The organism is Zhihengliuella halotolerans (assembly GCF_004217565.1).
In the GTDB taxonomy this organism is placed as follows: Bacteria; Actinomycetota; Actinomycetes; order Actinomycetales; family Micrococcaceae; genus Zhihengliuella; species Zhihengliuella halotolerans.
Genome location: NZ_SHLA01000001.1, coordinates 2803751 through 2829713 on the forward strand (window position 1 = coordinate 2803751; position 25963 = coordinate 2829713).

General features: G+C 70.0%; 30 protein-coding genes. 15 read left to right on the forward strand and 15 right to left on the reverse strand.

Annotation, left to right across the window (positions count from 1 at the left end; all coding sequences use genetic code 11):
* Together EV380_RS12820 and EV380_RS12825 are read left to right on the forward strand one after the other, a co-directional pair.
* Positions 1 to 246 carry a PLD nuclease N-terminal domain-containing protein gene (locus EV380_RS12820; protein WP_130451480.1) on the forward strand — a complete coding sequence of 82 codons (246 nt, stop codon included), beginning with the start codon at positions 1 to 3 and terminating at the stop codon, positions 244 to 246.
* A gap of 103 nt (positions 247 to 349) precedes the next feature.
* Positions 350 to 853 carry a septum formation family protein gene (locus EV380_RS12825; protein WP_165391958.1) on the forward strand — a complete coding sequence of 168 codons (504 nt, stop codon included), beginning with the start codon at positions 350 to 352 and terminating at the stop codon, positions 851 to 853.
* Here EV380_RS12825 and EV380_RS12830 read toward each other — a convergent pair whose 3' ends face one another.
* On the reverse strand, positions 854 to 1327 hold the full coding sequence (locus tag EV380_RS12830; RefSeq protein WP_130451482.1) for an SRPBCC family protein: 474 nt from the start codon (positions 1325 to 1327) through the stop codon (positions 854 to 856).
* Positions 1328 to 1413: 86 nt separating this feature from the next.
* Between EV380_RS12830 and EV380_RS12835 the strand changes: the two genes are divergently transcribed.
* Positions 1414 to 1797, forward strand: a complete 384-nt coding sequence (locus EV380_RS12835) for a hypothetical protein (RefSeq protein WP_130451483.1) — start codon at positions 1414 to 1416, stop codon at positions 1795 to 1797.
* 18 nt (positions 1798 to 1815) lie between these two features.
* Here EV380_RS12835 and rlmN read toward each other — a convergent pair whose 3' ends face one another.
* Entirely contained in the window at positions 1816 to 3039 is a 1224-nt protein-coding gene (gene rlmN, locus EV380_RS12840; RefSeq protein ID WP_130451484.1) for a dual-specificity RNA methyltransferase RlmN, read from the reverse strand.
* Between the two features lie 186 nt (positions 3040 to 3225).
* Between rlmN and EV380_RS12845 the strand changes: the two genes are divergently transcribed.
* On the forward strand, positions 3226 to 3870 hold the full coding sequence (locus EV380_RS12845; RefSeq protein WP_130451485.1) for a dihydrofolate reductase family protein: 645 nt from the start codon (positions 3226 to 3228) through the stop codon (positions 3868 to 3870).
* A 33-nt stretch (positions 3871 to 3903) separates the two neighbouring features.
* Here the strand turns inward: EV380_RS12845 and EV380_RS12850 are convergent, their stop codons facing one another.
* From EV380_RS12850 to EV380_RS12880, 7 genes are all read right to left on the reverse strand, one after another.
* Positions 3904 to 4305, reverse strand: coding sequence for a hypothetical protein (locus EV380_RS12850; RefSeq protein ID WP_165391959.1), 402 nt, complete (start codon positions 4303 to 4305; stop codon positions 3904 to 3906).
* Positions 4306 to 4335: 30 nt separating this feature from the next.
* The gene (locus EV380_RS12855; protein ID WP_130451487.1) at positions 4336 to 5532 is read right to left on the reverse strand and encodes a hypothetical protein; all 1197 of its coding nucleotides are present in this window, start codon (positions 5530 to 5532) and stop codon (positions 4336 to 4338) included.
* Between the two features lie 47 nt (positions 5533 to 5579).
* Entirely contained in the window at positions 5580 to 6443 is an 864-nt protein-coding gene (locus EV380_RS12860) for a sulfurtransferase (RefSeq protein ID WP_130451488.1), read from the reverse strand.
* Between the two features lie 60 nt (positions 6444 to 6503).
* Positions 6504 to 6887 carry a hypothetical protein gene (locus EV380_RS12865; protein WP_130451489.1) on the reverse strand — a complete coding sequence of 128 codons (384 nt, stop codon included), beginning with the start codon at positions 6885 to 6887 and terminating at the stop codon, positions 6504 to 6506.
* Between the two features lie 172 nt (positions 6888 to 7059).
* Positions 7060 to 7575, reverse strand: a complete 516-nt coding sequence (gene idi, locus EV380_RS12870; RefSeq protein WP_242607613.1) for an isopentenyl-diphosphate Delta-isomerase — start codon at positions 7573 to 7575, stop codon at positions 7060 to 7062.
* A complete protein-coding gene (locus EV380_RS12875) occupies positions 7572 to 9032 on the reverse strand; it encodes an SDR family oxidoreductase (RefSeq protein ID WP_130451490.1) in 1461 nt (486 codons plus the stop codon). The genes idi and EV380_RS12875 overlap by 4 nt, the downstream gene beginning before the upstream one ends.
* Positions 9029 to 9838 carry a tryptophan-rich sensory protein gene (locus EV380_RS12880; RefSeq protein WP_130451491.1) on the reverse strand — a complete coding sequence of 270 codons (810 nt, stop codon included), beginning with the start codon at positions 9836 to 9838 and terminating at the stop codon, positions 9029 to 9031. The genes EV380_RS12875 and EV380_RS12880 overlap by 4 nt, the downstream gene beginning before the upstream one ends.
* Positions 9839 to 9976: 138 nt before the next feature.
* On the opposite strand from EV380_RS12880, the gene EV380_RS12885 reads away from it, so the two are divergent.
* The 7 genes from EV380_RS12885 to EV380_RS12915 are packed head-to-tail and all read left to right on the forward strand — an operon-like array spanning position 9977 to position 15642.
* The gene (locus EV380_RS12885) at positions 9977 to 11086 is read left to right on the forward strand and encodes a polyprenyl synthetase family protein (RefSeq protein WP_130451492.1); all 1110 of its coding nucleotides are present in this window, start codon (positions 9977 to 9979) and stop codon (positions 11084 to 11086) included.
* Between the two features lies 1 nt (position 11087).
* Positions 11088 to 11963, forward strand: a complete 876-nt coding sequence (locus EV380_RS12890; RefSeq protein WP_130451493.1) for a phytoene/squalene synthase family protein — start codon at positions 11088 to 11090, stop codon at positions 11961 to 11963.
* Complete coding sequence (gene crtI / locus EV380_RS12895; protein ID WP_130451494.1) at positions 11960 to 13549, forward strand: phytoene desaturase family protein; 1590 nt, start codon at positions 11960 to 11962, stop codon at positions 13547 to 13549. Before EV380_RS12890 ends, crtI begins: the two co-directional genes overlap by 4 nt.
* A complete protein-coding gene (locus tag EV380_RS12900) occupies positions 13546 to 13866 on the forward strand; it encodes a lycopene cyclase domain-containing protein (protein ID WP_130451495.1) in 321 nt (106 codons plus the stop codon). Before crtI ends, EV380_RS12900 begins: the two co-directional genes overlap by 4 nt.
* Complete coding sequence (locus tag EV380_RS12905) at positions 13863 to 14180, forward strand: lycopene cyclase domain-containing protein (RefSeq protein WP_242607614.1); 318 nt, start codon at positions 13863 to 13865, stop codon at positions 14178 to 14180. Before EV380_RS12900 ends, EV380_RS12905 begins: the two co-directional genes overlap by 4 nt.
* Positions 14177 to 15037, forward strand: coding sequence for a prenyltransferase (locus EV380_RS12910; RefSeq protein ID WP_130451496.1), 861 nt, complete (start codon positions 14177 to 14179; stop codon positions 15035 to 15037). Before EV380_RS12905 ends, EV380_RS12910 begins: the two co-directional genes overlap by 4 nt.
* 47 nt (positions 15038 to 15084) lie before the next feature.
* Positions 15085 to 15642 (forward strand): MarR family winged helix-turn-helix transcriptional regulator, encoded by a 558-nt coding sequence (locus tag EV380_RS12915; RefSeq protein WP_130451497.1) that lies wholly within the window; start codon positions 15085 to 15087, stop codon positions 15640 to 15642.
* 10 nt (positions 15643 to 15652) lie between these two features.
* On the opposite strand, the gene EV380_RS12920 is transcribed toward EV380_RS12915, so the two are convergent.
* Positions 15653 to 16558, reverse strand: coding sequence for a carbohydrate kinase family protein (locus tag EV380_RS12920; RefSeq protein ID WP_102159797.1), 906 nt, complete (start codon positions 16556 to 16558; stop codon positions 15653 to 15655).
* A gap of 209 nt (positions 16559 to 16767) precedes the next feature.
* Between EV380_RS12920 and EV380_RS12925 the strand changes: the two genes are divergently transcribed.
* Genes EV380_RS12925 through EV380_RS12935 form a run of 3 tightly spaced genes read left to right on the forward strand, consistent with a single transcriptional unit; the run spans position 16768 to position 20066 of the window.
* Positions 16768 to 18045, forward strand: coding sequence for an FAD-dependent oxidoreductase (locus EV380_RS12925; RefSeq protein WP_130451498.1), 1278 nt, complete (start codon positions 16768 to 16770; stop codon positions 18043 to 18045).
* A 12-nt stretch (positions 18046 to 18057) separates the two neighbouring features.
* Positions 18058 to 19251: an MFS transporter gene (locus EV380_RS12930; RefSeq protein ID WP_102159801.1), complete on the forward strand. Its 1194-nt coding sequence runs from the start codon at positions 18058 to 18060 to the stop codon at positions 19249 to 19251.
* 53 nt (positions 19252 to 19304) lie between these two features.
* A complete protein-coding gene (locus EV380_RS12935) occupies positions 19305 to 20066 on the forward strand; it encodes a VOC family protein (protein ID WP_130451499.1) in 762 nt (253 codons plus the stop codon).
* Between the two features lie 9 nt (positions 20067 to 20075).
* On the opposite strand, the gene EV380_RS12940 is transcribed toward EV380_RS12935, so the two are convergent.
* From EV380_RS12940 to EV380_RS12955, 4 genes are all read right to left on the reverse strand, one after another.
* The gene (locus EV380_RS12940) at positions 20076 to 20477 is read right to left on the reverse strand and encodes a DUF779 domain-containing protein (RefSeq protein ID WP_130451500.1); all 402 of its coding nucleotides are present in this window, start codon (positions 20475 to 20477) and stop codon (positions 20076 to 20078) included.
* Positions 20478 to 20486: 9 nt separating this feature from the next.
* Entirely contained in the window at positions 20487 to 21506 is a 1020-nt protein-coding gene (adhP, locus tag EV380_RS12945) for an alcohol dehydrogenase AdhP (RefSeq protein ID WP_130452231.1), read from the reverse strand.
* Positions 21507 to 21559: 53 nt separating this feature from the next.
* A complete protein-coding gene (gene adh, locus EV380_RS12950; protein WP_130451501.1) occupies positions 21560 to 23083 on the reverse strand; it encodes an aldehyde dehydrogenase in 1524 nt (507 codons plus the stop codon).
* Between the two features lie 119 nt (positions 23084 to 23202).
* Positions 23203 to 24522 (reverse strand): helix-turn-helix domain-containing protein, encoded by a 1320-nt coding sequence (locus EV380_RS12955; protein WP_130451502.1) that lies wholly within the window; start codon positions 24520 to 24522, stop codon positions 23203 to 23205.
* A 194-nt stretch (positions 24523 to 24716) separates the two neighbouring features.
* Between EV380_RS12955 and EV380_RS12960 the strand changes: the two genes are divergently transcribed.
* The gene (locus EV380_RS12960) at positions 24717 to 25136 is read left to right on the forward strand and encodes a VOC family protein (RefSeq protein WP_102159809.1); all 420 of its coding nucleotides are present in this window, start codon (positions 24717 to 24719) and stop codon (positions 25134 to 25136) included.
* Here the strand turns inward: EV380_RS12960 and EV380_RS12965 are convergent.
* Complete coding sequence (locus tag EV380_RS12965; protein ID WP_130451503.1) at positions 25133 to 25909, reverse strand: class I SAM-dependent methyltransferase; 777 nt, start codon at positions 25907 to 25909, stop codon at positions 25133 to 25135. The two genes, EV380_RS12960 and EV380_RS12965, sit on opposite strands and share 4 nt — an antisense overlap.
* Between the last annotated feature and the right edge of the window lie 54 nt (positions 25910 to 25963).

The window sequence follows — 25963 nt, forward strand, 5'->3', positions numbered from 1 at the left end:
ATGCTTCCCGTTTCAGCGCCCCCTTTCCCCGTCGCCTTCGAATGGGGCATGTCGGCGCTTCTTCTCGCCTGGATCGTTGCTGTCGTCTGGGCCCTCGTGCGCCTGAAAAAGACCAAGCACCGCCGGGATCCGATGGGGGCGCTGGGGTGGGCCGTCGTCGTCCTGTGCCTGCCCGTCATCGGGGCGATCTGCTGGTTCATCACCGACCACGCCGCGACACAGCGGGAGCGCGAAGACACAACCTAGTCCAAAAGGCTCTAATGTCTTTATGATTGCGGCAGGGGGCCCGCGCTCGACGCGGGTCCAGCCGATCGATCCATCGGATCGGGACGTTGGGGAGGACAAATTCATGGGGCTGCGCAGCATAACGCCCGCCGTACTACTGGCGGCGCTGTTGACGACTTCCGGCTGCGGGCTCTGGGACATCGAGCGCGGCGAGGACGGCCAGGTCCTGAAGGAGACGCCCGCGGACGTCTTCGACCTGCGCGAGGGAGACTGCCTCAACGATTCACAGGTCGTCGACGCTTCGGAACTCCAGCTGACCGACATCACGCTCGTGCCGTGCTCTGAGGCGCATATCGCCGAGGTCTACGTGGACGTGCAAATCGACGGCGATGGGCCTCCCGACGACGCGCGGCTCACCGAGCTCTTCGAGGAGCACTGCGTCGACTCGTTCGTGGACTACGTCGGCGGCGACTTCCGGCAGGCGTCAGCGGCGAACCTGAGCGTCACGTCGTTCTTCCCGACGGAGGAGTCGTGGACGCGCGGCGACCGGCTCTACCAGTGCCTGCTCGTGGGCACGGACGGCTTCCCACTCGTCGGCAGCGCCAAGGGCCTGCTCGCGGATTCCTGATCAGGCCTCGGCGGCGGCCTTGATCGCGGTCAGCGTTTCCGGAATGCCCTCCAGGGCCTGCCGCGTCCTGTCCTCGATCTGCGCCGGGGCGTCTTCCCCGAAGCGCTCCGCGAAGAACTCCAGGCCGGCGGTCGTGAACTCCCATGTTTCGGTCAATCGGGTCAGCCCGGGAGCGTCGCCTTCAGCGAAGAGATAGCCCCAGCGGACGTAGCCGTTGCCGACCACCCAGGCGAATTCGTGACCGGGCTCGGCGACGACGACCTGCGAACGCGTCTCCCATGTGCGGTGCGGAAGTTCGTTCCTGCCCGTGAACCACGCTCCCACGCGGGGCCCGTCGCCTTCGTCCCACCAGCACTCACGGCAGACCGGTGACCACTCCCCGGTCCGGGTCACGTCGGAGAGCATCGCGTAGAGCTCGTCCCGTGTCGCCTTGACGAGAGTCGATTCTGCGTGGGTGCGCGGAGTCGTGTCCATGTCGGTGACACTATCGGCGGGTTTGACCGCAGACCAAACCGATTCAGGGGAAGTGCGGGACGGGACGGCAGCTACTCTGAATACCCATGGAGCCCAAGTCCGGAAGATTCGTTCGCTTCGAGGGACCGCACCACCGCGATCCCGGGCGGACGGTCGGGATCTTCGCACTCGCCAACGGCCTCGGCTTGTCCGGCCGCCTCTCCGCCGGCGATCACGATTGGTGGCGCGCAGCCAACGATTTCGGCAATGCCGCCTACGTCGACCCGGAGACTGCGGCACCGGGCGTTTATGCCAACCACCCGTCGGCGAAAGCCTGGTTCAAGACTTCAGCGGCCCACCTCGTCAGCTACACCAGCAGCTACCTTGTCCTGCTCAGGCGCTACGACGTGGAATGCGCGGTTCGGTTCTGCGACGACCCGGGGCGGATCCTCTACGAAGACGCGGTGCAGGTGATCGCAGTGCCCTCGTGAGGTCTACGGGCTGAGCCGCTATTCGGCGGCGGCGAGCTGGCCGCAGGCGCCGTCGATCTCCTTGCCGCGGGTGTCGCGCAGGGTGGTGGGCACGCCGGCGTCGTTCAGGACGTCGAGGAACTCTTGCATGACCTCGGGCTCCGAGGACGTCCAGATCGAGCCCGGCGTCGGGTTCAGCGGGATCGGGTTCACGTGCACCCAGCCGCGGCCGCGCGCATTGAGCTTCTTCGCCAGCAGGGCTGCGCGCCACGGGTGGTCGTTCATGTCCTTGATGAGCGCGTACTCGATCGAGACTCGGCGCCCGGTCTTCTTGTAGTAGTTGTACGCGGCGTCGATCGCCTCGTCGGCTTTCCAGCGGGAGTTCACGGGGATCAGGTCGTCGCGCAGCTCGTCGTCCGGAGCGTGCAACGACAGCGCGAACGTGATCGGAATGTTCTCCTCGGCGAGCTTGTTGATCGCCGGCACCAGGCCCACCGTGGAGACGGTGATGCCGCGGGCGCTCATGCCCAGGCCCTCGGGCGCCTCGTCAATCATGCGGTGCACCGCGCTCATGACGCGCTTGTAGTTGGCCAGGGGCTCGCCCATGCCCATGAACACGATGTTGGTGACGCGTTCGGCGTCGTGCACGCCCTCGCGCCCGCTGCCCTTGAGCCCGCCCTCGGCGATGACGCGATTGGCCTGGACGATCTGGTCCAGGATCTCGGCGGCCGACATGTTGCGGGTCAGGCCGTTCTGCCCGGTGGCGCAGAACGGGCAGTTCATGCCGCAGCCGCACTGGCTGGACACGCAGAGCGTCACGCGGCCCGGGTAGCGCATCAGGACGGACTCGACGAGGGAGCCGTCGAAGAGACGCCACAGGAACTTGATCGTGTCGCCGTTGTCGGTGATCAGGCGCTTAACCTCGGTCAGCAGGGTCGGGAACATGGCCTCGACGAGCTGCTCGCGCTGCGCCGCCGGCAGGTCCGTCATCTTCTCCGGGTCGGTGGTGAAGTGCTGGAAGTAGTGCACGGAGAGCTGCTTGGCGCGGAAGCCCTGCAGGCCCATCTCCTTAAGCTTCTCCTGCCGCTCGGCGAGCGTGAGGTCGGCCAAGTGCACGGGCGGCTGCGAGACGCGCGGCTTCTGGGCGAACTGCAGCTGCGGACGGCCGTCCGGGCCCATCGGCTGCTTCCAACCTTCGGCGGTCGGGCGCACCTGCGGGCGGGGTCGGTTGAGTCCGGCCTTGGAGGGATTTTGAGAAGTCATTGTTTCCATTGTCCCACGCGTGTCCAGCCCGGGCGCGGGGTTGTCACCCGAATCACGCTGCGCTCGATCGTCCCTCCTCAGCGCCACCACGACGACGGCGTCCGGCCACCACAGACTCTGTACGGACCGCTGGCCGCTGGGTAGAGTCCGCACCAACGGCAAGTCTCTAGCGAAAGGGGCCAGTCAATGGCTCAGTTGGTGCGCGTCCAGAACTTCATGCTCTCCACCGACGGTTTCGGCTCGGGCGAGGGCCAGAGCCTCGAGCGCCCCTTCGGGCACGCCAACCCGGCGGAGCTGGCCTCGTGGGCCGGCGCCACCGCGCACTGGCCCAACCGCACGGATCCGGGCGGGACTTACGGCCTCGACGATTACTTCACGCGCGACTTCTCCAACAACATCGGCGCAGAGATCATGGGCCGCAACAAGTTCGGCCCGCACCGCGGTCCGTGGGAGAACGAGGACTGGAAGGGCTGGTGGGGTGAGGACCCGCCGTTCCGGACCCCGGTCTTCGTCCTCACGCACCACCCGCGACCCTCGTTCTCCCTCTCCGACACCACCTTCCATTTCCGCGACGCGAGCCCGCAGGAAGTACTCGATGAAGCTTTTGAGGTCGCAAAGGGCCAAGACGTCCGCATCGGCGGCGGGGTCGCGACCGTGCTCGAGTTCCTCGAGGCCGACCTCGTGGACACGATGCACGTGGCGATGGCGCCGGTCGAGATCGAGCGCGGCGAGCGGCTGTGGAACAGCCCGGACGACCTCACTGACCGCTTCCACCTGGAGGTGGTCCCGAGCCCCAGTGGAATCGTGCACCACCTCTTCTGGAGGAAGTAGGCGCACGACGACGGTCGCCGGCTCGGATTGGGTTTACCCCCGCAGGGACGCAACGTCGACGCCCACGCCGACCTCGCCGTCCCAGTCTGATGCGGCGAGCGGTTCCGCCCAGACGGCATCCGGGAACTCCTCCCGGACCCGCAGGGTGTCCTCCGAGCGGAAATCCGGGTAGACGAGGCACGGCTCCAGAACGTCGACGACGATGGCCCGGTTCAGGTTGTCGGCGAAGCCCGCCTTCGGGACACCCGGATCCTCGAGGAGGGGATCGAAAAAGCGGGCCAGAAGACAACCCGTCAGGTCCCGGTGGACCAGCACGTTGCGACCGCTCCTGCTCTTCCGGAGCGCCACGAACTCGGCCTCCAGAAGCACCTCGGGGTGGATCTTCCCGAAGGCCTCGGCGACAACTTCTTCGTCAAGCTCGTCGTTCAAATCCATTCCCCATTCGCGTCCCGCGTCACGACAGCATCAGCCCGCCGCGCGCCGCCATGTTCCCCTGTCGAATTGATCGCCACTCGCGCCGTACTCGATGAACTCGACCTCGAACCGGCCCGTCTCGCGCAGCCGCGCATCGAGCCAGTACGTCTGGTCCGGGTCCCAGCCCGCGAGCATCGTGTGCGCGCCGGCCCCGAGCGCCGGGTCCAGGCGGAGGGCTCGGGTCGCCGTGGCGAGGTAGCCACCCACGGTGACGTGCACGGCGTCGTACTGCTCGGCGACCTGCTGCCAGTCCGGCATGAACCACGCGACGTCGAGTCCGGTGACCTGGAAGTATTCGTGGCGGCGGGCCGGTGTGACGTCGAGCGGGAATGCCCCGACCAGCCGCACCCACGCCTCCGGCGAATCCACCTCGTACACTCGCGGTTCCGCCCCGGGCGCGAGATCGAAAAGGGCGACCGTCCCCGCCTCGCGGCCGAACGAGTCCTCGATGCCGCTAAGCAGCAGAGGCGCCCCGAGTGCCCCACCGGGCGCGAGCACGTCTGCGCCGGGCAGCGGTGTGGTCGCAAGAAGTCCGACCAACACGGGCGGAACCCACCACTCCTCTCCGCACAGGGCCCGCACGTCCTGTGGCCAGTTGACGCGGGAGCGGCGCACGTTTTCGTCCACGCGTCGACGCCACCGCTCCAACTTGTCGCGCCCCTGACTGTCGACACGGGAGAGCTCAGGCGGCGTGCGACGCCCGGGAAGATCGTGGTCGATCCAGTCAATGTGCGCCGCGGGATGCACCAGCCGCCCCGGACCGGTCAGCAGCGGGCGGTCCAGCGTGGTCAGGACCGGGTGATCGATCAGGATGCCGGCTGCCGGGCGTAGCGCCTCGATAACCTGCGGATCCGCGAGCGTCACGTCCTCGGCGTGCGGCGGCTGCCAGTACATCGCTGAGTCCACGGACTCGACGATGCTCGCCATCAGGTCCCGCTCAGACAAGCCGCGCAGGACTGCGGGATCCGCGGTCGCCCAGCGCCCGGCGAACCGGTCAAGCGGTGCGTGCTGCCAGCCCATCGTCCCCGGCGCTGCCATTGGACCACCCGGCGCCTCAGGCTCGGCCGGAGTGCCGGCGCGAAGGATCGCCTCCGCCACGAACCGGCGTCCCCGCGGCCCCGCCAGCAGCTCCTCTGCCTTCATCTGCGCCTCCTGCTGCATTGCATTGTCGAAATGGGCGATGGACATCGGAATCCGTCGCTCATTTCGACGACAGTCTCCTCGCCGGCGGCTGTTCAGGCACCGGCCTGGATCGGGCGCGTTCCCGCCGGATCCTCACGGCCCCAATCGGCCCAGGACCCGTCGTACACCGCGACCTGCGGCTCGCCCGCCTGCTCCGCCGCGAGCGCCAGCACGCACGCCGTCACTCCGGAGCCGCAGCTCGTGATCAGACGCCGCTCGCCGCGAACGACCCCTGGCGCGGCCTCCTCGAACGCCTGTCGAAGCTCCGGCACCGACGCCAGTCGCCCGTCGCGCACGAGCTCCGCGAACGGCAGGTTCGCGGACCCGGCCATGTGCCCGGCGCGCAGGCCCTCCCGCGGCTCGGGCGCATCCCCGGCGAAGCGCTCGCGGCTGCGCGCGTCCAGCACGACGGCGTCCCCGCCGCCTGCCAGCACCTCGGCCACGGTCGCCGCGTCGACGAATGCGGCGGCGTCGATCGAGACGACGACGTCGCCGGCCGCGCCGTCGTACCGGGCCTCACCGGCGTCGACGGCCTGTCCGGCCGCCTCCCAGGCGGGCAGGCCGCCGTCGAGTACGGCGACCCGGCCGATCCCGGCCGCCTTGAGCATCCACCAGGCGCGCGGGGCCGAGTAGATGCCCGCGGCGTCGTACACGACGACCGTGCTGGACTCGTTCACGCCGATTGCACGCAGTCGCTCCTGCAGATATGCCGAAGTGGGCATCGTGTGGGGCAGGTCGGAGTCCGGGTCCGAGAACTCGCTGTCGATGTCGAACCGGCGGGCGCACGGAATGTGCCGGTTGGCGGCGAGGTGCGGCGCGATGGACGCGTCGAGCACCACCACGTGGTTGACGTTGCACGCGAGCCATTCGACGCCGACGAGCGGGCCGGGCAGCAGAGTTACCGGTTCGATTCCCATCCAACGATGTTAGCGCGCCGCTGTTTCGCGGGTTTTAACGACACCTGCGGCTCGTGTGGCTCAGCCGAACGTCCAGGAGACGATGCTCATGCCAGCTGCGGAGAAGAACCAGCCGAGGACGCCGATAGCGCCCATCGCTATGGCGGCGCCGGAGAGAGCTTTGCCAACCGGTCGCCGCGCACCGATGATGCCCAGGATCAGCGCCGCCAGACCGAGTACGACCACCAGAGCGGCTACGACGAACGAAAGCTGCGCCCGCTCCATGCCGTCGCCTCCGCTAATCAACAGGGCGAAGGACGCCATCTCGCCGATCCATCCCGCCAACACGCTGATCACGCCGATGACGAACGCGACGACGCCGACCCTGCGCGAAGTCGACTTCTCAGCCCCCGTGGCCCCGTCGGGTGCGAGAGAAGCCTGCGACTGTTCGTTCGAGTGGTCCATGCGTGCGAACCTAACACGGGTGGCGTTGCACGAGGCGGGGCAATTCGGATGGCTCCACTTTGAGAACGCCCGCCCGAGCCGCGTTCGACGTCGCGAATCGTCCGTGATGCACACCCGACCGCCCTCATGCCGGTCGATTCGGCAGGATCCTGCCGATACGTCGACCGTCGGATCAGCCCCAGACGCCCTGCTCCACCTGGAGGACCAGCCACGGGCTGAACGCGAACGGGGCCGCCAGCACGGCGCGGCGGGCCTCGCCGGGCTCGACCCACGCCCACTCGGCCACCTCGTCCTGGTGCGGGACCGGATCCGCGGCGGCCGTGGCCCGAAAGACCGGGCAGACCTCGTTCTCGACGATCCCCCCGGAATCACGCGCCCAGTACCGGAAGTCGGGCAGCACGGGTTCGATTCCGGACACCTCGAGGCCGAGTTCATGCTGCGCGCGCCGCTCGAGCGCTGCCTCGGGCGCCTCGCCGGGCCCCGGGTGGCCGCAGAACGCGTTGGTCCAGACGCCCGGCCAAGCCACCTTGCTCAGCGCGCGGCGGGTCAGCAGCACCCGGCCGGCCGCATCGTAGACGTGGCAGGAGAACGCGAAGTGCAGGGGCGTGTCCTCGGTGTGGACGTCCGCTTTGGGGAACGTCCCCGTGGGCGCGCCGTCTTCGCCCAGCAAGACCACCAGTTCCGTCACGCGTCTCCTTCCCGCTCGGCACGCTCCGCCATGCGCCGACTCATCCCGGGGAAAATCGTCCCATGGAACGGCACCATGGCCCACCAGTACAGTCGCCCGGACAGCCCGCGCGGAAAGAACACCGCCCGTTGGATGCAGCGGCTGCCCGTTCCGTCCGGTTCCACCGCGAACTCGAGCCACGCCTGCCCCGGGACACGCATGTCTGCGCGGAGCCGGAGCAGTCGACCTTCCTCGATCTCCTCGACGCGCCAAAAGTCGACGACGTCGCCCGCGCGCAACTTGCTCCGACTGCGGCGGCCGCGGGTCAGGCCAGCGCCGCCGACGATCTTGTCCAGCAGGCCGCGCAGGCGCCACGCGTGCGGGAGCGAGTACCAGCCGGCCTCGCCGCCGATCGCCACGACCACGCGCCACAAGGCCTCCGGCGACGCGGACGAACGCATTTCCTTCCGGTCCACAAACACCGTGCGGCCCGCCCAGTCCGGGTCCGAGGGCAGGGGTTCAGCCGGCTGATCGACGGCGTGGGCGGTCGCCCACGAGGTCTCCACGGAGTCGAGGTCGAGGCGATCGAGCGCCAGGTCCACGGAGCGGCGGTACCCGGTGAGGCCACCCTCGGGAGCCGTGACGAGGTCATCGATGTGCCGCTCCCCCATCACGCAGTCGTGCTGCAGCGATTCCACCAGCGGAATCGCCAGCGTCCGCGGGATGGGAGTGACCAGATTGACCCACTGAGCCGCGAGCCACGGGGTCAGCACCGGCAACGCGATGATACGTGGGCGCCGCAGCCCCGCAGCGTCGGCATAGATCCGCATCATCTCGCGATAGGTCAGCACGTCCGGGCCGCCGATGTCATACGTCCCCGCTTGAGCCGGGTCCGCTTCGCCCACGGCCAGCAGGTAGTGCAGGGCGTCGCGGACCGCGATCGGTTGGATCCGATTGCGCACCCAGCGCGGGGCCGGCATAACGGGCAGGACGTCGGTGAGGTGCCGAATCATCTCGAAACTCGCCGAACCTGACCCGATCACCAGCCCGGCCTGCAGCTCGAACAGCGGCACCCCCGAACTGCGAAGAATTCGACCGACCTCCTGCCGGGAAGCCAGGTGCCGGCTCAGCGGGCCCTCCGGGTGCAGGCCGGAGAGGTAGACGAGGCGGGACACTCCGGCGTCCCGCGCGGCGACAGCGGTCGTTAGCGCGCACTCCCGCTCCGTCCGCTCGAAGTCGCCCGGGCCGCCCATGGAGTGCACGAGGTAGTAGAGCGTGTCCGCCCCGGCGCACAGCTCGGCGGCCGCGACGGGGTCCTCGAGTCCGCCCTCGACGATCCTGACCTGTTCCGCCCACGGGTAGCCGCGCAGTCGGCCGGCGTCGCGCGTTAGGACGGACAGTTCGTGCCCGGCATCGAGCAACCGCGGGACCAGCCGGCCGCCGATGTACCCCGAGGCCCCGGCAACCGCGACCCTCATGCCGCGACCCGCCGGTGGCGCATCCGCGCCACGGCGGTCCCGATCACGATGACCGCTGCCGCGACTCCCGCAGCCACCGCGACGGCTGTATTGGCGTCCGCACCGTCGAGCCGGCCGACGGCGATCCAGCTCAGCCCCCAGGCCATCGCGGCCCCCGGAGCCAGGCGGCCGCCGCCGACGACGGCCAGGGCGACCCCGACGGCGGCGACGACGAGCAGGATCACGCTCGCGGCCACCGCAACCGGCCAGCCCCAGTCGCCGGCGCCGAGCGAACCGAGCCACGAGGCGGTGTTCGCGACCACGGCCACGGCCACCCAGCCCAGATACAGGCCGAACGTACCGTCCACGAGCACGGTCTCCCACGTGTCCCGCGGCCCGGATCCGCGCAGTTTGCGGAACAGCACGCAGAGGACCGCCAGCAGGGTGACGATCACGATCAGGCTCGCGCCGATCCACCCCGCCTGCGCCACCCAGAGCCAGAGCGCGTTGAGCACCATGGAAGCGATAGCCCACGGACGCACGGCGCGCTGGCGGGGCTCGCCGCGTCGGGACGACAAGAGCTGGAGGATCGCGTAGCCGAACAGGCCGACGTAGATGACGCTCCAGATGGAGAACGCAGTGGTGGCGGGTGCGAGCGGCGTCGCGTCGGCCGCGTACCACCCGCTCGCCGCGTCGGACACGGACGTTCCGCCCCCGGCCCCGGCGCCGAAGGCCGCCACCACCGTGGTGACGATCGCTGCGAGCAGCGTGACGATCGCGGCCGCGAATTCGGGTGACCTGCTCTGGGACTGCTGATGAAGAGCCATCGTGCATCCTCCGCCTGTTGATGATTCCGCGGCGTCTGGACAACGCCGTTCACATGGGCAAGTATGTCTCTAGCTTAGTTAGCAATCAACCTTGGGAAGCCAAATGCGAAGTTCGCCCCGCCTCACCGGAACCGGCCGATGAGCCCCGCCACGAGGCGACGCCTCCGAGCCACTGCGGCCGGACCGTTCGATCTCTCCGCATCGGATCCCGACTATCTCTCGCGAGTAGATCGCGAGATCACGGCCTATGTCGAGCGTGTCACCCACCGCTGCACGCCGACGCCGGAGTCGACGACGGAACTCGCCCGCCACCTCGCGACCGCCTGCGACGGTGGAAAACGCCTCCGCCCGATCCTCGTCGAGGCGGCCTACCGCGGCTTCGGCGGCTCGGACGCGGACGCCCCGGTCCTGCTGGGCGCGGCCTTCGAGATGCTCCACAGCGCGCTGCTGATCCACGACGACGTCATCGACCAGGACGACCTCCGGCGCGGCCAGCCGAACATCCGGGCGACCTACCGGGACCGGCTCGTGCGGCAGGGGACGGCCGAAGCGACGGCGGCCCACGCCGGAGACGCCGTCGCCATCGTCGCGGGCGACGTGCTGCTGACGGGATCGGTCAGGCTCGCGGCACGAGCCGCGGCACGCTCCACACAACCCGACCTCGTCGACGACTGCTTCGAAGAAGCCGTCGTCGCCTCGGCCGCCGGCGAGCTCGAGGACGTCCTCCTCGCGTGCCGGCCAGCGGATTCCCCGCTCACCCCGCAGCAGGTGCTCGACATGGAATCGCTGAAGACGGCGGCGTACTCGTTCGACGCTCCGCTGCGCGCAGGTGCGCTCCTCGCGGGCGCCTCCCCCGACGAGGCCGCGGGACTGGGCGCCATTGGCCGGCGCTTCGGCCTGGCCTACCAGATCGTCGACGACCTGCTCGGAACCTTCGGCGACACCGCTCGGACGGGTAAGCCCTCCGACTCCGATCTGCTCGAGGGGAAGGTCACCGTTGTCACCGCCTTCGGCATCGCCCGGGATCCCGGCCTGGCAGCGATCCTCGAGAAGGTCCGCGCGGGTTTGCTTCCCGCGGCCACGGCACGGGCCGCCCTCCGGCACACCGGCGCCGATCGGCACGCTTACGGTCTCGCAGCAGACCTGGTCGACGAGGGCGTCTCGCTCGCCGACTCCCAGCTGCCTGCCGGACCGATGGCGTCCACGCTGGTCGAGATCGGCCGCAGAGTGCTGGACCGGGAGGCCTGACGTGAATCCGCTCGACACCTACTCCCGCGCGGCCCAGCGCAGCGCCGGCGAAATCATCGGCGTCTACTCCACCTCGTTCGGTTGGGCCTGCAGGACCCTGCCGGCCGATACCCGCCGGGCCATCGCCTCGATCTACGCGCTGGTCCGCGTCGCCGATGAGACCGTCGACGGCGCGGGCGCGGGAGCCGGGCTGGGCCCTGCAGGCGTGCGGGCCGAACTCGACCGCCTGGAACAGGAGACCGAAAACGCGCTGACCACCGGCTACAGCACGAATCTCGTCGTCCACGCGTTCGCCCGGACAGCACGCCGCCATGCGATCGGGCCGGACCTCACGCGCCCGTTCTTCGCCTCCATGCGGGCAGACATCACGGGCCAGCCCGGTGCCGCCAGCGAACTCGACGAGTACATCCACGGTTCGGCCGAGGTGGTCGGGCTCATGTGCCTGCGCGTCTTCCTCAGCCTGCCCGGCACGGCCAGGCAGCGCACGGCCGAACTGGAAGCGGGCGCACGCCGGCTCGGCGCCGCCTTCCAGAAGGTCAACTTCCTCCGCGACCTTTCAGCCGACCAGCAGGACCTCGGCCGCGTGTACCTCCCGGGCACCGCCGCCGGGGATTTCACGGACGAGGTCAAAGACGCCGCGCTCGAAGACATCCGCGCGGACCTCTCCGCAGCGTCGGAGACGCTCCCCCTGCTCGATCCGGGAGCCAGGCGCGCCGTCGGACTCGCCCACGCCCTGTTCTCCGCACTCGTGGACCGGCTCGAGGCAGCCCCGGCCGCGACGATCGCGCGTCAGCGCCTCCGTGTCGGCACGGCGCAGAAGCTCCTGATCGCGGTCCGTGTCTTCGCCGCAGCGGCGCGCGATCGGAGCCGCGCGTGAGCGGCCGCGCCGTCGTCGTGGGCGGTGGATTCTCCGGCCTGGCGACGGCGGGGCTCCTCGCACGCGACGGTCACCGCGTGACACTGCTCGAACAGCACGACGACCTGGGCGGGCGCTCGGGCCGGTGGTCTGCGGAGGGATTCCGCTTCGACACCGGGCCCTCCTGGTATCTCATGCCCGAGGTCATCGACCGCTGGTTCCGCCTCATGGGCACGAGCGCCGCGCGCGAGTTGGAGCTGACCCGCCTGGACCCTGCCTACCGCGTGTGGTTCGGCCCCGGAAGCGCCGCCGTCGACGTGCGCTCCGGCCGCGAACACGCGCTGCGGCTCTTCGAGGAACTGGAGCCGGGATCGACCGCGCGCGCCGCCCGGTACCTCGATTCCGCGGCCGAGACCTACGACCTCGCGACGCGGCGCTTCCTGTACGACGGATTCGCGTCCCCGCGTGGCCTACTGCGCCCCGAGGTACTGCAGAACCTCCCGAAACTGGCCCGGCTGCTGGGCACCTCGCTGCACGACGGCGCGGCGAGCGCGTTCCGGGACCCCCGAATCCACCAGCTCCTCGGGTATCCGGCGGTCTTCCTCGGCACCACCCCCTACCGCGCGCCGGGTCTCTACCACCTCATGAGCCACCTGGACCTGGACGACGGCGTGCTCTACCCGCGCGGCGGATTCGCAGCCCTCGTGGATGCCATGGAGCGCGTCGTACGTGCCGCCGGCGCGGAGATCCGCACCGGAGCGACGGTGACGGCGATCGAGACGCGGCGCATGCGCCAACGTGGTCCGAGCCGTGCACGCGTCGACGCGGTGGCCTACCGGGACCGCGCGGGCACCTCCCGGCGCGTCGGCGCCGAGATCGTCGTGGCCGCAGCCGATCTGCACCATGTCCAGCAGCAGTTGCTCGAACCCGGCCTCCGTGACTGGTCCGGAAAGCGGCTGGGACGCACCGACCCCGGACCCGGCGCCGTCCTGCTCTGCGCCGGGATCGAGGGGGAGCTGCCCGAACTGGCGCACCACAACCTGCTCTTCACTCCCGACTGGCGGGACAACTTCTCGCGCATCTCCGGCGGGCGCCCGCTCCAGGCGGAGACGTCGATCTACGCGAGCAAAACGAGCGCCACCGATCCCGGTGCAGCTCGGGACGGGCACGAGAACCTGTTCGTGCTGGTCCCGTCGCCAGCCCGTTCAGAGCACGGGCCCGGGGCCGGCGACCGGGGTGGCGATCCCGCGATCGAAGCGGTCGCGGATCGCGCCCTGGCCCAGCTCAGCCGCTGGAGCGGGGTGCCCGACCTCGCCGACCGCGTCGTCGTCCGCAGAACGTGGGGGCCGGGAGATTTCGCCCGCGACCTCAACGCGTTCCGCGGCAGCGCCCTGGGCCCGGCCCACACGCTCGCCCAGAGCGCGTTCTTCCGCCCCGGCAACCGGAGCAGCCGCGTGCTCGGCTTGTTCTTCGCCGGCGCCTCCGTCCGGCCGGGGATCGGCGTGCCGATGTGCATGATCAGCGCCGAGATCGTCCTCAAGGCCGTGCGCGGCGACGTCTCAGGAGACCCTGTCCCCCTCGACGAGAAGCGGGAGGCGCACGCGTGACGTACCTGCTCATCCTGGTGGGGCTGATCGGCTGCATGGTGCTGCTGGACTTCCGGTTCCGGCTCCTGCTCTGGAGCCGACCGGTGGCCGGGGCGCTGACCCTGGTCATCGGCACCGCGTTCTTCCTCATCTGGGACATCCAGGCGATCCAGCACGGGATCTTCCTCCACCGCGCGTCGCCGCTCATGACGGGGATCATGCTGGGCGACCAGCTGCCGCTCGAGGAGCTCTTCTTTCTGTTCTTCCTGTGCTATCAGAGCATGATTCTGTTCACCGGGGCTGAACGGCTCATCGCCCGCAGGAGGGCGGAGTCGTGAACTACACCGAACTCAATGCCGTGTTCCTCACGCTGGCCGGTCTGCTCGGCATCCTCGCGGTCTTCCGCTGCCGTGCCGGGCGCCGCAGGGCGGTGCTGGCGTCCGCGGCGGCCGCCGTCGTCGTACTGGTGATCCTGACGGCCGTCTTCGACAATCTCATGCTGGCGGCGGGGCTCTTCGGCTACACGCCCGAGACCCTGAGCGGGCACCATATCGGGCTTGCGCCGCTGGAGGACTTCGCCTACCCGGTGGCCGCGGCGATCCTGCTGCCCGCGCTCTGGGTCCTCTTCGCCGGGAAGCGGGAGCAGAAGTGAAGGAGCTCATCGCGACTTCGCGCCCGCTGTCCTGGGTCAACACGGCCTACCCGTTCGCCGCCGCGTACCTGTTGGCCGGGGGCGGGATCGACTGGCTGCTGATTCTGGGCACCGTGTTCTTCCTGGTCCCGTACAACCTGGCGATGTACGGCATCAACGACGTCTTCGATTACGAATCCGACCTGCTCAACCCGCGCAAGGGCGGGGTCGAGGGCGCCGTGGTCCCGCGTACGCGGCACCGGCGGATCCTGTGGGCCTCCGGAGTCACCACCGTCCCGCTCGCGGCTGTGCTGTTCGCGTCCGGCGGGCTCGCGGCCGCCGTCGCCTTGATCGTCTCGCTGAGCGCCGTCGTCGCGTACAGCGCACCCCGGCTGCGCTTCAAAGAGCGACCCGTCCTCGACTCGATGACGTCTGCGACGCACTTCGTCTCCCCCGCGGTCTACGGATGGCTGCTCGCCGACGGACGCCTGGAGCCGGGCTCGCTCGCTGCGTTCGCCGCATTCTTCTGCTGGGGGATGGCCAGCCACGCCTTCGGCGCCGTGCAGGACATCCTCCCCGACCGCTCCGCCGGCCTCGGTTCCGTGGCGACGGTCATCGGAGCGCGACCGACGGTCCTGGTGGCAACCGGTCTCTACCTCGCCGCCGGCTTGCTGTGCCTGACCGTTCCCGCCCCGGGACCGCTGGCGGGACTGCTGTGCCTGCCCTACGCGGCCAACACCCTGCGTTTCGTCCCCGTCACCGACCAGACGTCGCAGGAGACGCGATCCGGCTGGCGGGCCTTCCTCTGGCTGAACTACGCCACCGGTTTCCTCTTCACGCTCCTGCTGCTGTGGACCCACGTTCGCAGCGGATTCTGAGCGGGACTACCATCGGTGGACAGCAGAACCGACAGGAGCACCACACCATGCCCACCGATCCGTCCGACGCGATGTTCAGCCTCGACGGCAGCGACCCTCAGCACCTGCTGGTCGATCGCGGCGATCTGGCTCCCGAGGATCTGCAGCAGATCGACCGGCTAATGAAGGCCATGGGCGGGCTCCGCGCGGTCGAACGCAGGATCTCCGCCGCCTCGCAAAAGTACATGCAGCTCAAGGAGACGGACATGCGCGCCCTGCATTTCCTGGTCACCTGCGCCAACACCGGCACGGTCTGCACCCCCGGCATGCTGGCCCGCTTCCTGGAGATCAGCACGGCATCGACGACGAAGCTGCTCGACCGCTTGGAGGCCGGCGGCCACCTCACGCGCTCGAGCCACCCCACGGACCGGCGAGCCGTGCGCCTGCAGGTGCGCGACGAGACCCGGCGGGCCGCCCGCGCTTCGGTCGGTCGGCACCACGCGGCGCGCTTCGGTCCCGCGGCGCGGTTGTCCGCCGACGAACGGGAGACGGTCATCCGTTTCCTCGACGAGACGGCCCGGGCCATGTCCGACAGTCTGGACTCGGCCGACCCAGAACCCGTTTAGCAGCCCTGGCCTAGACCTCGGTCTCCCACGGGGGATTCGCGCCGGCGCGGGAAACCGTGATCGCGGCGATGTGCGCGGCCCGCTCGAGGATGCCGCGCAGCGTCGCTGGGCCGAGACCGGCCAGGCGATCACGGGCTGTCTCGCGGCCCGTCATGCGCGCGATCCCGTCCAGCAGGCCGGACATGTAGGAGTCGCCGGCGCCGACGGTGTCGACGACGTCGGTCGCCGGGGCGGGCACGTCGATCTCGGTCCCGTCGTGGTGCAGCGCGATCACGCCCTCGCCGCCGCGGGTCACCACGACGAACTGACAGGTCTTGGCCCACTCGGCCGCAACGGTGGCGATATCCTCGCCGGGCCGCAGCCAGGCCAGATCCTCGTCGCTGACCTTCGCGATGTCCGCGAGCTCAACGAGCCGCTCGACCCGCGGGCGCACCGTGGCCACGTCGCCCATGAGCGAGGGTCGCAGATTCGGGTCGTAGGAGACGACGGCGCCGCTCGCCTTGGCGGTCGCAAGCGCAGCAACGGTCGCCTCGAAGGCGTCGTCGTCCACGGCGGCGATGGATCCAGTGTGGACGTAGGCGTAGCCGTCGACCGGCCCGAGGTCGGGCAGGCGGTAGTTGACATCGAACTCGTAGGCGGCCGCGCCGTCGTCGTCGAGGCGGGCCACTGCGGTGCTCGTGGCGTCCGCGCCGCGCGAGGCGTCGGTGACGACCACGTGCGAATCCGCGAGGTGCTCGGAAATGAGCTGGCCGCGGTCGTCGTCGGAGATCCAGGTCGCCAGGGTCACGTCCTGCCCCAGCCGTCCGAGGCCCAGCGCGACGTTCGCGGGGCTGCCGCCGGGGTGTTCGTTGACGACACCGTCGGGCGTGTGGACGACGTCGATCAGTGCTTCGCCGACGACGAGAAACTTAGGCATGTCGGGCCTCCTCTGGGGGTTGCGGGTCCTCCGGGCGACCTCGCTGTCGAGTGGAGAGTTCCGCCCAAGGGTACCCAGCTCACGTGCACCGCGTCACAAAGTGGTGTCACATTCGGGCAACGCCCCGCCTCGGTTCGGGCGCGAGAGAGGCCGCAGCACCCCTTGCCCCGGTGCGGGCCGGGCGCTAGCGTCAGCGGTGGAGGTAGCCCATGACCACCCGGATCTCCACGACCTGCCTGATCATCGGCGGCGGCCCCGCGGGCATGATCGCCGGCCTGCTGCTCGCGCGCTCCGGCGTGACGGTGACGGTGATCGAGAAGCACGGCGACTTCCTGCGCGACTTCCGCGGCGACACCGTCCACCCCACCACGCTCGAGTTGCTCGACGACCTCGGGCTCTTCGAGGCGTTCGACGCTCTGCCGCACAGCCGCATCCAGGAGGTCAACGTCCCCCGTGCCGGCGGTGGCACGGTCCGCCTCGGCGATTTGCGCCGGCTGCCCCTGAAGCACCCGTACATCGCGATGATCCCGCAATGGGATTTCCTGAACCTGATCGCCGCGGCCGGCGAGCGCGAACCGGGCTTCACGCTGCGCCTGCGCACCGAGGCCACGTCCCTGCTGTTCGAGGACGGGCAGGTGGTGGGCGCAAGGATCGCGGACGACGCCGGCGCCGGCGAGATCCGTGCCCATCTCACCCTCGCGGCCGACGGCCGGTGGTCCACCGCCGCCCGGGAGGCCTCCCTGCCGGTGCGCGATTTTCCGGTGGACGCGGACGTCTGGTGGTTCCGGCTCCCCACCGCGGAGGGCGAGGACCGGCTCATCTCCGGGTCGCTGCTGCCGCGCAGCATCGCCGGCCAGCTCTACGTGGGCATACCTCGGCCCGGCTATCTGCAGGTCGCCCGCATCATCCCGAAGGGGGCGGACCCGCACCTGCGCGCGGCGGGCATCGGCGCACTGCGACGGGATGTCGCCGCGGCCTACCCGGAGCTGCCGAAGGCGGTGGCCGCTCTGGAGTTCGACGACGTCAAGCTGCTGGACGTGCGCGTCACCCGGCTGGCGCGCTGGCATGCGAAGGGGCTGCTGTGCATCGGCGACGCCGCCCATGCGATGTCCCCGATCGCCGGCGTCGGAATCAACCTCGCGATCCAGGACGGCGTCGCCGCGGCCCGGTTGCTCGCCGCGCCGCTGCTCGCGGGAACGATCGGCGACCGCGATGTCGCGGCCGTGCAGCGTCGTCGCACCCCGCCGACGGTCGCGACCCAGACGATGCAGCGGTTCCTGCACCGTGGGCTCTCGCGCGTCATGCGCGAGGGAGCGGAGCTCGCGGCGCCGCCGGCGCTGGCGTGGTTGGTCGAGCACTTCCCCGCACTGACGGTGCTCCCCGCGTACGCGGCGGGCGTGGGGCTGCGGCCCGAGCACGCCCCATCGGCGGCCCGGCGGCCGCCCTACCGCCCCGAACGGGGCGCGCGGCGCGCCCGCCTGAACTGACACAATCGGGGCATGAGCAACGACGTGTCACCGCCGCCCGTCTGGCGCATGCCCGGCATGGGCGCCCTGCTGCTGATGACCGCGTTCGGCTTCTCCGGGTTCTCCGTCCTGATGCCGACCGCCCCGCTCTGGGCCCTCGAGGGCGGCGCGGGCTCCGGGGGTTCGGGCCTCGTCAACGGCGTCCTGATGCTGTTCACGGTGGCGGCGCAGCCGTTCGTCCCATGGGCCCTGCGCCGCTTCGGCTGGGCGCCCGTGCTCTCGGCGGGCATGATCCTGCTCGGCCTGCCGCCGCTGCTCTTCGCGCTCTCCGCCGACCTGCTGCCGGTGCTCGCGCTGTCCGCCGTACGCGGGCTCGGCTTCGGCATCCTGACGGTCTCCGGCAGCACGGCCGTCGCCGAGCTCATCGAGCCGGGTCGCCGCGGCAAAGCGATCGGCGCGTACGGCCTGGCGATCGCCGTGCCGCAGCTGGCGCTGCTGCCGCTCGCGCCGTGGATCGCCCACAACTTCAGCTTCATGCCCGTCTTCATCCTCGGGGCGCTGCCGCTGCTGAGCGTGCCGCCGGCGATCCGCTTGGCCCGCCACCTTCATTCGCTGCCCGAACCTCCCGCCCACCTCGCGGACGTCCCGCTGACCCGTCGACGCCTGCTGCCGCTGACCCGCCCCATGGCGATCCTGCTCGCCGTCACGCTCGCCGGGGGCGCGTTCGTGACGTTCGCCCCACAGATGAGTTCGTCCCCGGGCGCGACGACGGCGGGCCTGCTCCTGCTCACCGGCGCGGCCGCGATCTCCCGCTGGCGTTTCGGCCACCTGGCTGACCGGTACGGCGCGCACGCCTTCATCGCCCCGCTCGTGGTGATGACGATCGTGGGACTCGGCCTCGGCGCGTGGGCCGTGGCCGCCGAGGAGAGCACCGTCGTCGTGCTCTTGCTCGTCTCGATGACGCTCGTGGGGATCAGCTACGGCGGACTGCAGAACCTGACGCTCGTCGAGGCGTTCACGGCCGTGCGCCGGCGCGACTACGGGATCGCGAGCGCCGCCTGGAACATCGGGTTCGACACCGGCACGGGCCTCGGCTCGGTGCTGGTCGGCGCGCTCGCGGCGGGCTGGTCGTTCTCGGGCGCGTTGGTCGCGTGCGCGGTCTTCTCCCTGCTCACGCTGCCACTGGCCGCGAGACGTCAGGTCCGCCCCTCTGGCCCCGCGGACTGATCCGCGCGAAGATGAGAAGACCAGCACCCGGACCGCCCCGAAAGGACCACACCATGGCCAGCACCGGAAACCCCGTCTGGATCGACATCTACTTCCCCGATCCCGAGCCCTGCGAAACCTTCTACGGGACGCTCTTCGGCTGGACCTTCGAGGACCAGGGCCCCGAGCTGGGCAACTACCGCATGATCCGCTCGGCGGACGGCCGGATCATCGGCGGTGCTTCCCCCGGGATACCCGACAACGAAGACGCGCCCACCGACTGGACCGTGCACCTGAGCACCGACGATCTGGCCAAGGCCGTGAACCGGACCACCGCGTCCGGCGGCCGGATCCTGTTCGACCCGATGCAGATCGGCGAGCTCGGCAGGGTCGCCATCGTGGCCACGCCCTCCGGGGCGTCGCTGGGCATCTGGCAGGCGGAATCGTTCGACGGCTTCGAGCAGCCGCTCACGGACGGCACGCCCGTCTGGTTCGAGGAAATGTCCACGTCCTTCGAGGCCGACCGCGACTTCTACGCCTCCGTCTTCGGCTGGGAGAACCAGATGATGGAAGGCGGGCTCGCCTACGCGACGAATTGGCCGCAGGACGCCGCGACCGCCGGTTTGTGCGACGCCTCCGAGATCCTCCCCTCGGGCACCGAGCCGTACTGGCGGATCTACTTCCAGGTGGCCGACGTCGACGCCGCCATGGAACAGGTCACGACGTTGGGCGGAACGGTGCTCGACGGCGCGGACGACTCCCCGTTCGGCCGGCTGGCCACGGTCGCGGACCCCCACGGCAACGCCTTCCAGATCATCATGCCGCCGGCTCGTTAGCCGGCCGGCTCAGCCCATGAGCTCGCTGCGGATAAGGAATCGCTTGCCCTCCGGGGCCTCCACCGAGAATCCGGACCCGCGGCCGTCGACCACGTCCACCGTCAGATGCGTGTGCTTCCAGTAGGCGAACTGCTCGACGGACATCCAGAAGTCGATCCCGCCGAGCGGCTCCCCCTGCACGTCATTCATGTCGAACGTGCCCAGCAGGACGTCGGCGTCGCCGGTCTTGAAGTCCCCGGCCGGGTAGCACATGGGGGACGACCCGTCGCAGCAGCCGCCGGACTGGTGGAACATGAGAGGCCCGTGGCGGCCCCACAGCTGCCGCAACAGGTCCATCGCCTCGGCGGTCAGCGCCACCCGGGAGAACTCCTCGCCGTCGACGCGCGGCCTGGCTTCAAGTGCTCGTTCCATTGCTGCCGCCTAGCCGGCGTCGTATTCGATGACCATGCGGCCGTCGATTTTTGCGTGTCGCATCTCGTCGAAGATCGCGTTGACATCCTCCAACGGGCGCTGGCTGTAGGTGGGGTGAATGAGGCCACGGGCGTAGAAGTCCAGGGCCTCCTCCATGTCCTGCCTGGTCCCGACGATGGAACCGCGGATGGTCAGTCCTTTGAGCACGATGTCGAAGATCGGCGCCGGAAAGTTCCCCGGCGGCAACCCGTTGAAGACGATCGTCCCGCCTCGCCGTGCCATGCCGATGGCCTGGCCGAACGCGTCCGGGTGGACGGCGGTCACCAGCACGCCGTGCGCGCCACCCGTCGCCTCTTCGATGGCAGCCACCGGATCCTGTGCGAAAGCGTTGACCGTGACCTCGGCACCGTGCTGGCGGGCGAGCGCGAGCTTGTCATCGGTGACGTCCACGGCAGCGACCCTCAACCCCATGGCCACGGCGTATTGGACCGCGAGATGGCCCAGTCCGCCGATACCCGAAATCACCACCCACTGACCCGGCTTGGCCTCGGTGACCTTCAACCCCTTGTAGACGGTGACACCAGCGCAGAGCACCGGCGCGATTTCACAGAGGTCCGCCCCCGCGGGGATGCGAACCGCGAAAGCCGCCTCAACCACCATGTACTCGCCGAAGGATCCGTCGACGGAATATCCGCCGTTCTGCTGCTCCTCGCACAACGTCTCCCAGCCGGTGCGGCAGAATTCGCAGGCGCCGCACGCGTTGGCCAGCCAGGCGTTTCCGACGATGTCACCCACGGCCGGATCCTCCACGCCGGGGCCGAGGGCGACGACGGTGCCGACTCCTTCGTGCCCCGGGATGAACGGCGGTGCTGGCTTGACGGGCCAGTCGCCTTGAGCGGCATGCAGGTCCGTGTGGCAGACGCCCGAGGCGATCAGCTTGACCAGCACCTGGCCGGGCCCGGGCTGCGGAACTTCTTGCTGCTTGATGTCGAGCGGCTGGCCGAAAGCCGTGACGACGGCTGCTTTCATGGTGCTCATAGTGTTCTCCTGACGAGGGTGGCCGGGCGGTGAGGTGACACGGTTTAGAAGAACCCGAGCTTGTTCTCGTTGTAGCTGACCAGGAGGTTCTTCGTCTGCTGGTAGTGGTCGAGCATCATCAGGTGGTTCTCGCGTCCGATACCGGAGGACTTGTACCCGCCGAACGCCGAGTGCGCGGGGTAGGCGTGGTACTGGTTGACCCAGACGCGTCCGGCCTGGATGGCCCGCCCGGCACGGTAGGCGGTGTTGCCGTTGCGGCTCCAGACGCCGGCGCCGAGGCCGTACAGGGTGTCGTTGGCGATCGAGATCGCGTCGTCGTAGTCCTTGAACCGGGCGACCGAGACGACGGGCCCGAAGATCTCCTCCTGGAAGATGCGCATCGAGTTGTCGCCGGCGAAGATGGTCGGCTGCACGTAGTAGCCGCCACTCAGATCGCCGCCGAGGTCGGCCCGCGCGCCGCCGGTGAGAACCTCGGCCCCCTCCTGCCGGCCGATGTCCAGGTAAGAGAGGATCTTCTCGAGCTGGTCGTTGGAGGCCTGCGCGCCCATCATCGTGTCCGTGTCCAGCGGGTTGCCCTGCTTGATCGCCTGCGTCCGGGCCACGACGTCGCCCATGAAGCGGTCGTAGATCGAGTCCTGGACCAGGGCCCGGGACGGACACGTGCACACCTCTCCCTGGTTCAGGGCGAACAGCGCGAAGCCCTCCTGGGCCTTGTCGTAGAAGGCGTCGTCCTCGGCGGCGATGTCCTCGAAGAAGATGTTCGGGCTCTTGCCGCCGAGCTCGAGCGTCACCGGGATCAAGTTCTCCGAGGCGTACTGCATGATCAGCCGCCCGGTCGTGGTCTCGCCGGTGAACGCGATCTTGCGGATGCGCTTGTTCGAGGCCAGCGGCTTGCCGGCCTCGGCGCCGAAGCCGTTGACGACGTTCAGCACGCCGGGCGGGAGCAGGTCGCCGATCAGCTCCATCAGGACCAGGATCGAGACGGGGGTCTGCTCGGCGGGCTTGAGCACGACGGCGTTGCCCGCGGCGAGCGCGGGAGCGAGCTTCCACACGGCCATGAGGATCGGGAAGTTCCAGGGGATGATCTGCCCGACCACGCCGAGCGGCTCGTGGAAGTGGTAGGCGGTCGTGTCGTCGTCGAGCTGCGAGAGGGTGCCCTCCTGCGCCCGGATGGCTCCGGCGAAGTAGCGGAAGTGATCCACCGCCAGCGGCAGGTCGGCGTTGAGGGTTTCGCGGACGGCTTTGCCGTTGTCCCAGGTCTCGGCGACGGCGAGCATCTCGAGGTTGTCCTCGATCCGGTCGGCGATCTTGTTGAGGATCACCGCGCGCTCGGCCGGGCTCGTCCGCCCCCAGGCCGGTGCCGCGGCGTGCGCGGCGTCGAGCGCGGCCTCGATGTCCTCGGCCGTGCCGCGGCCTACCTCGCAGAATCCCCGGCCGGTAACCGGAGTGACGTTCTCGAAGTACTCCCCCTTCACGGGCGCCTTCCACTCGCCGCCGATGTAGTGGTCGTAGCGGTTCTTGAAGGTGATGAGCGATCCTTCGGTTCCCGGATTGGCGTAGACGGTCATGGCTGACTCCTTCGTCGGCGTGCCCGCCGGTCTGCGTCGACCGGCCTCGCGTGCTTGTCCTGCCGAAGCTACGCCCGGAAACGTTGCACCGGCGTTGCATCGTGCCGGGGCCCGGCGCGTCAGCGGCGATGCTGCGCGTCGAGCCGGTCCAGACGGGAGAGCACGACGGCGCGGCGCGGCGAACGCGGCGGCAGGATCCGCAGCGCCGTGACCAGCGCGTCGACGTCCTCGGCGGCCTCGGGCAGCTCCAGATAGTCGGTGAGGACCTCGGGCCCGGCGTCGGCGAGCATCGCCTCGCGCAGGGCACCGGAGACCTCGCCCCTGATCGCCCGGATCCCGGGCGCGTCCGAACGGGGCAGGAGGAGCCCGTGATACAGGGCGAGGGCCTGCCGGTACCGGCCCTGCCCGACAAGGTCGAGCACGCTCCGGGCATCGCACCCGGGGGCCGGTTCGAGCCGGTAGGGCCGGGACGCCAACTCGAGACCGAAGCCGGCGTCCCGCAGCACGTGGCGCAGCCGCGCGATCTCGGCGCGCAGGGTCACGGTCCGCGCATCCTCGCCCAACAGCGCGACCGCCAGCGCCTCCGCGCTGAGCCCGCCTCCCGGATGCCTACTGTGATGCTTCGACGACTGGTGCCATGCCAGAAGGGTGGCGATCTCCGCGTGCCGTCCCGTCAGCGTCAGCGTTCCGGTGCCGCACGCGAGTTCGACGTCGTCGCGCCCGAGCGCGCTCAGGGTCGGCGCCTTGGCCGGCGTCGTGCGGCTGCGCGACGCGGGAGCCGGGCGCGGCACGTCCCCGCGGAACGCCGCGAAGCGAAGTTCGGCCTCGGCAGCGGCCACGGCGGCGCTCACGAGGCTCAGGGAGTGGACGGCGACGGCCTCCGGCCCGCCCGTGATGTCGACGACGCCGAGCAGGCGCCCGTCCGGGCCGTGGATCGGCGCCGCCGTGCAGCTGAACCGGTGCGCGATCTCGCTGAAGTGCTCCGCCCCGCTGACCTGGACGCCGCGGCCCGTGGCCAGGGCGGTTCCCGGCGCCGACGTGCCGACGGCGCGTTCGGACCAGTCGGCTCCCGGAACGAAGGCCATGGCCTCGGCGCGGCGGACGGCGTCGTCGTCGCCCTCGACCCACAGCAGTCGGCCGTCCGCATCCCCGACCGCCACGAGCAGACCGGTGTCGCGCGCCGGCTCAACGAGCAGGCGCGTGATGACGGGGAGCACCGCGGAGAGCGGATGGTCTCGAAGGTAGGCGGCGAGGTCGCCGGAGGCCAGGGCGACGGGCGGTTCGATCCGCCCCGGGGCCAGGAATCCGAGCGACCGGCGCCACGAGTCGCCGACCACCGGCCGGAGGAGATCGAAGGCGCTGCCGGCTCCGACGTCACCCAGGACGCCGTGCGCGGCGCGGGCCGAGCGCTGGAGCGCAGGCTGTGCCGGCGTCGTCATCCCCATCGCGTTCCTCTCGGATTCGTGCGCCGCGGGCCGGCTCGATCCTGACGCCGTCAGTCCACGCCGACGGCGGGACTCGGCGCGTGGCGCGCATCACATGCCTGCTCTGCAGTCTATGCCCGCCGACGCCGCCCGGCCAGAGCGCCTCCGGGGTCTAGTCAAGCGCGGCGCGCGGTGTCATAGTTGGCCTCATGAGTCGAATGATCTTCGTCAATCTGCCCACCGATGATCTGGCCGCTGCGGACGCCTTCTACGGTGCGCTCGGATTCACCAAGAACGAGCAGTTCTCCGACGAGAACGCCTCGAGCTGGGTCATTTCGGAATCGATCACCGTCATGGTGCTCGCGCGGAACTTCTTCGCGACGTTCCTCGTCGGGACCGACGCGCCCCACCTGCCGGGCGCCGGCGGGGACCGCGAGGTCCTCAACGCCCTGTCCTGCGAGTCCACCGAGGAGGTCGATCAGCTGATGTCCCTGGCCGCGGCGAACGGCGGCTCCACCTACCGGCAGGCGAACGCGCCGTTCCCGGGGATGTACCAGGGCGCCTTCGCCGATCCGGACGGCCACGTCTGGGAGCTCGCCTGGATGGACCCGGAAGCCATGCAGGGTTAGACGGCGCGCGCCACCCAGAGCGTCCAGCGGTCCTCCTCGCGGATCGCCCCTCCCTGCGGTAGGCGCTCCACGATGTAGGCGGCCAGGTCCGCCAGCTCGTCGTCGTCGAGCTCGTGCAGGATCGAGCGTCCCGCCCGCGAGACGATGTCTACTTCGATCTCCGCCGGCGACGCGTACGTCCTGCGCGGCTCATCGAACGTGTGCGGTTCCCCCGGCTCGAAGCCGGCTCCGGCCAACGCTCCGCCGATTCGTCCCGCGGTGGGCCGGCGGGCCGCTTCGACGTCGAGCAGCCGCGGGAACCGCTCGAAGAAGTAGCCCCGCAAGTGCTCGGGGCCACCCGGTCGGCGGACATCCTCCATCGTGCGGTCCTGCACGATGAGCATGCCGCCGGGCCGCAGGATGCGCCGCGCCTCGGCGAAAACCGCGTCCAGATCCGGCACGTGGTGGATCAGCGCCCGCTGCAGGACGAGGTCGAACTCTGCGTCCAATCGGCCCGTCGCGGCGGCGTCGCCCACCTCGAACTCCAGCCGGTCCCGCTCACCCGCGTGCGTCTTCGCGCCGGCGACCATCGCGGCGGAGCCGTCGATTCCGACGACGTGCCCTGCGCCGGCGTCGAGCATCGCCAACGAGTAGATCCCTCCGCCGCAGCCGACGTCTGCGACGCGCGCACCGCCCAGATCGACGTGCTGGCGGACGAACTCCACCCAGCCACGATCCGCCTCCCGGGTGGCATAGGTACCCTTGTTGCGCTCATCGTCGAAATCGATCGCCATCGTGCCTCTCCCGTTGTGAGTCCCTGCCAGAAGCGGGTCACTTCACTCTAACGC

Excerpts from the sequence above, each read along its gene's own strand:
- EV380_RS12965 (WP_130451503.1), bottom strand. The coding sequence starts at position 25,909 with ATGGCGATCGATTTCGACGATGAGCGCAACAAGGGTACCTATGCCACC.
- EV380_RS12925 (WP_130451498.1), top strand. The coding sequence starts at position 16,768 with ATGACCACCCGGATCTCCACGACCTGCCTGATCATCGGCGGCGGCCCC.
- EV380_RS12920 (WP_102159797.1), bottom strand. The coding sequence starts at position 16,558 with ATGCCTAAGTTTCTCGTCGTCGGCGAAGCACTGATCGACGTCGTCCAC.
- EV380_RS12825 (WP_165391958.1), top strand. The coding sequence starts at position 350 with ATGGGGCTGCGCAGCATAACGCCCGCCGTACTACTGGCGGCGCTGTTG.
- EV380_RS12850 (WP_165391959.1), bottom strand. The coding sequence starts at position 4,305 with ATGGATTTGAACGACGAGCTTGACGAAGAAGTTGTCGCCGAGGCCTTC.
- EV380_RS12845 (WP_130451485.1), top strand. The coding sequence starts at position 3,226 with ATGGCTCAGTTGGTGCGCGTCCAGAACTTCATGCTCTCCACCGACGGT.
- EV380_RS12855 (WP_130451487.1), bottom strand. The coding sequence starts at position 5,532 with ATGTCCATCGCCCATTTCGACAATGCAATGCAGCAGGAGGCGCAGATG.
- EV380_RS12880 (WP_130451491.1), bottom strand. The coding sequence starts at position 9,838 with ATGGCTCTTCATCAGCAGTCCCAGAGCAGGTCACCCGAATTCGCGGCC.
- EV380_RS12875 (WP_130451490.1), bottom strand. The coding sequence starts at position 9,032 with ATGAGGGTCGCGGTTGCCGGGGCCTCGGGGTACATCGGCGGCCGGCTG.
- EV380_RS12860 (WP_130451488.1), bottom strand. The coding sequence starts at position 6,443 with ATGGGAATCGAACCGGTAACTCTGCTGCCCGGCCCGCTCGTCGGCGTC.
- EV380_RS12830 (WP_130451482.1), bottom strand. The coding sequence starts at position 1,327 with ATGGACACGACTCCGCGCACCCACGCAGAATCGACTCTCGTCAAGGCG.
- EV380_RS12960 (WP_102159809.1), top strand. The coding sequence starts at position 24,717 with ATGAGTCGAATGATCTTCGTCAATCTGCCCACCGATGATCTGGCCGCT.
- EV380_RS12865 (WP_130451489.1), bottom strand. The coding sequence starts at position 6,887 with ATGGACCACTCGAACGAACAGTCGCAGGCTTCTCTCGCACCCGACGGG.
- adh (WP_130451501.1), bottom strand. The coding sequence starts at position 23,083 with ATGACCGTCTACGCCAATCCGGGAACCGAAGGATCGCTCATCACCTTC.
- EV380_RS12915 (WP_130451497.1), top strand. The coding sequence starts at position 15,085 with ATGCCCACCGATCCGTCCGACGCGATGTTCAGCCTCGACGGCAGCGAC.
- EV380_RS12820 (WP_130451480.1), top strand. The coding sequence starts at position 1 with ATGCTTCCCGTTTCAGCGCCCCCTTTCCCCGTCGCCTTCGAATGGGGC.
- EV380_RS12955 (WP_130451502.1), bottom strand. The coding sequence starts at position 24,522 with ATGACGACGCCGGCACAGCCTGCGCTCCAGCGCTCGGCCCGCGCCGCG.
- EV380_RS12935 (WP_130451499.1), top strand. The coding sequence starts at position 19,305 with ATGGCCAGCACCGGAAACCCCGTCTGGATCGACATCTACTTCCCCGAT.
- EV380_RS12885 (WP_130451492.1), top strand. The coding sequence starts at position 9,977 with ATGAGCCCCGCCACGAGGCGACGCCTCCGAGCCACTGCGGCCGGACCG.
- adhP (WP_130452231.1), bottom strand. The coding sequence starts at position 21,506 with ATGAAAGCAGCCGTCGTCACGGCTTTCGGCCAGCCGCTCGACATCAAG.
- EV380_RS12835 (WP_130451483.1), top strand. The coding sequence starts at position 1,414 with ATGGAGCCCAAGTCCGGAAGATTCGTTCGCTTCGAGGGACCGCACCAC.
- rlmN (WP_130451484.1), bottom strand. The coding sequence starts at position 3,039 with ATGACTTCTCAAAATCCCTCCAAGGCCGGACTCAACCGACCCCGCCCG.
- EV380_RS12940 (WP_130451500.1), bottom strand. The coding sequence starts at position 20,477 with ATGGAACGAGCACTTGAAGCCAGGCCGCGCGTCGACGGCGAGGAGTTC.
- EV380_RS12930 (WP_102159801.1), top strand. The coding sequence starts at position 18,058 with ATGAGCAACGACGTGTCACCGCCGCCCGTCTGGCGCATGCCCGGCATG.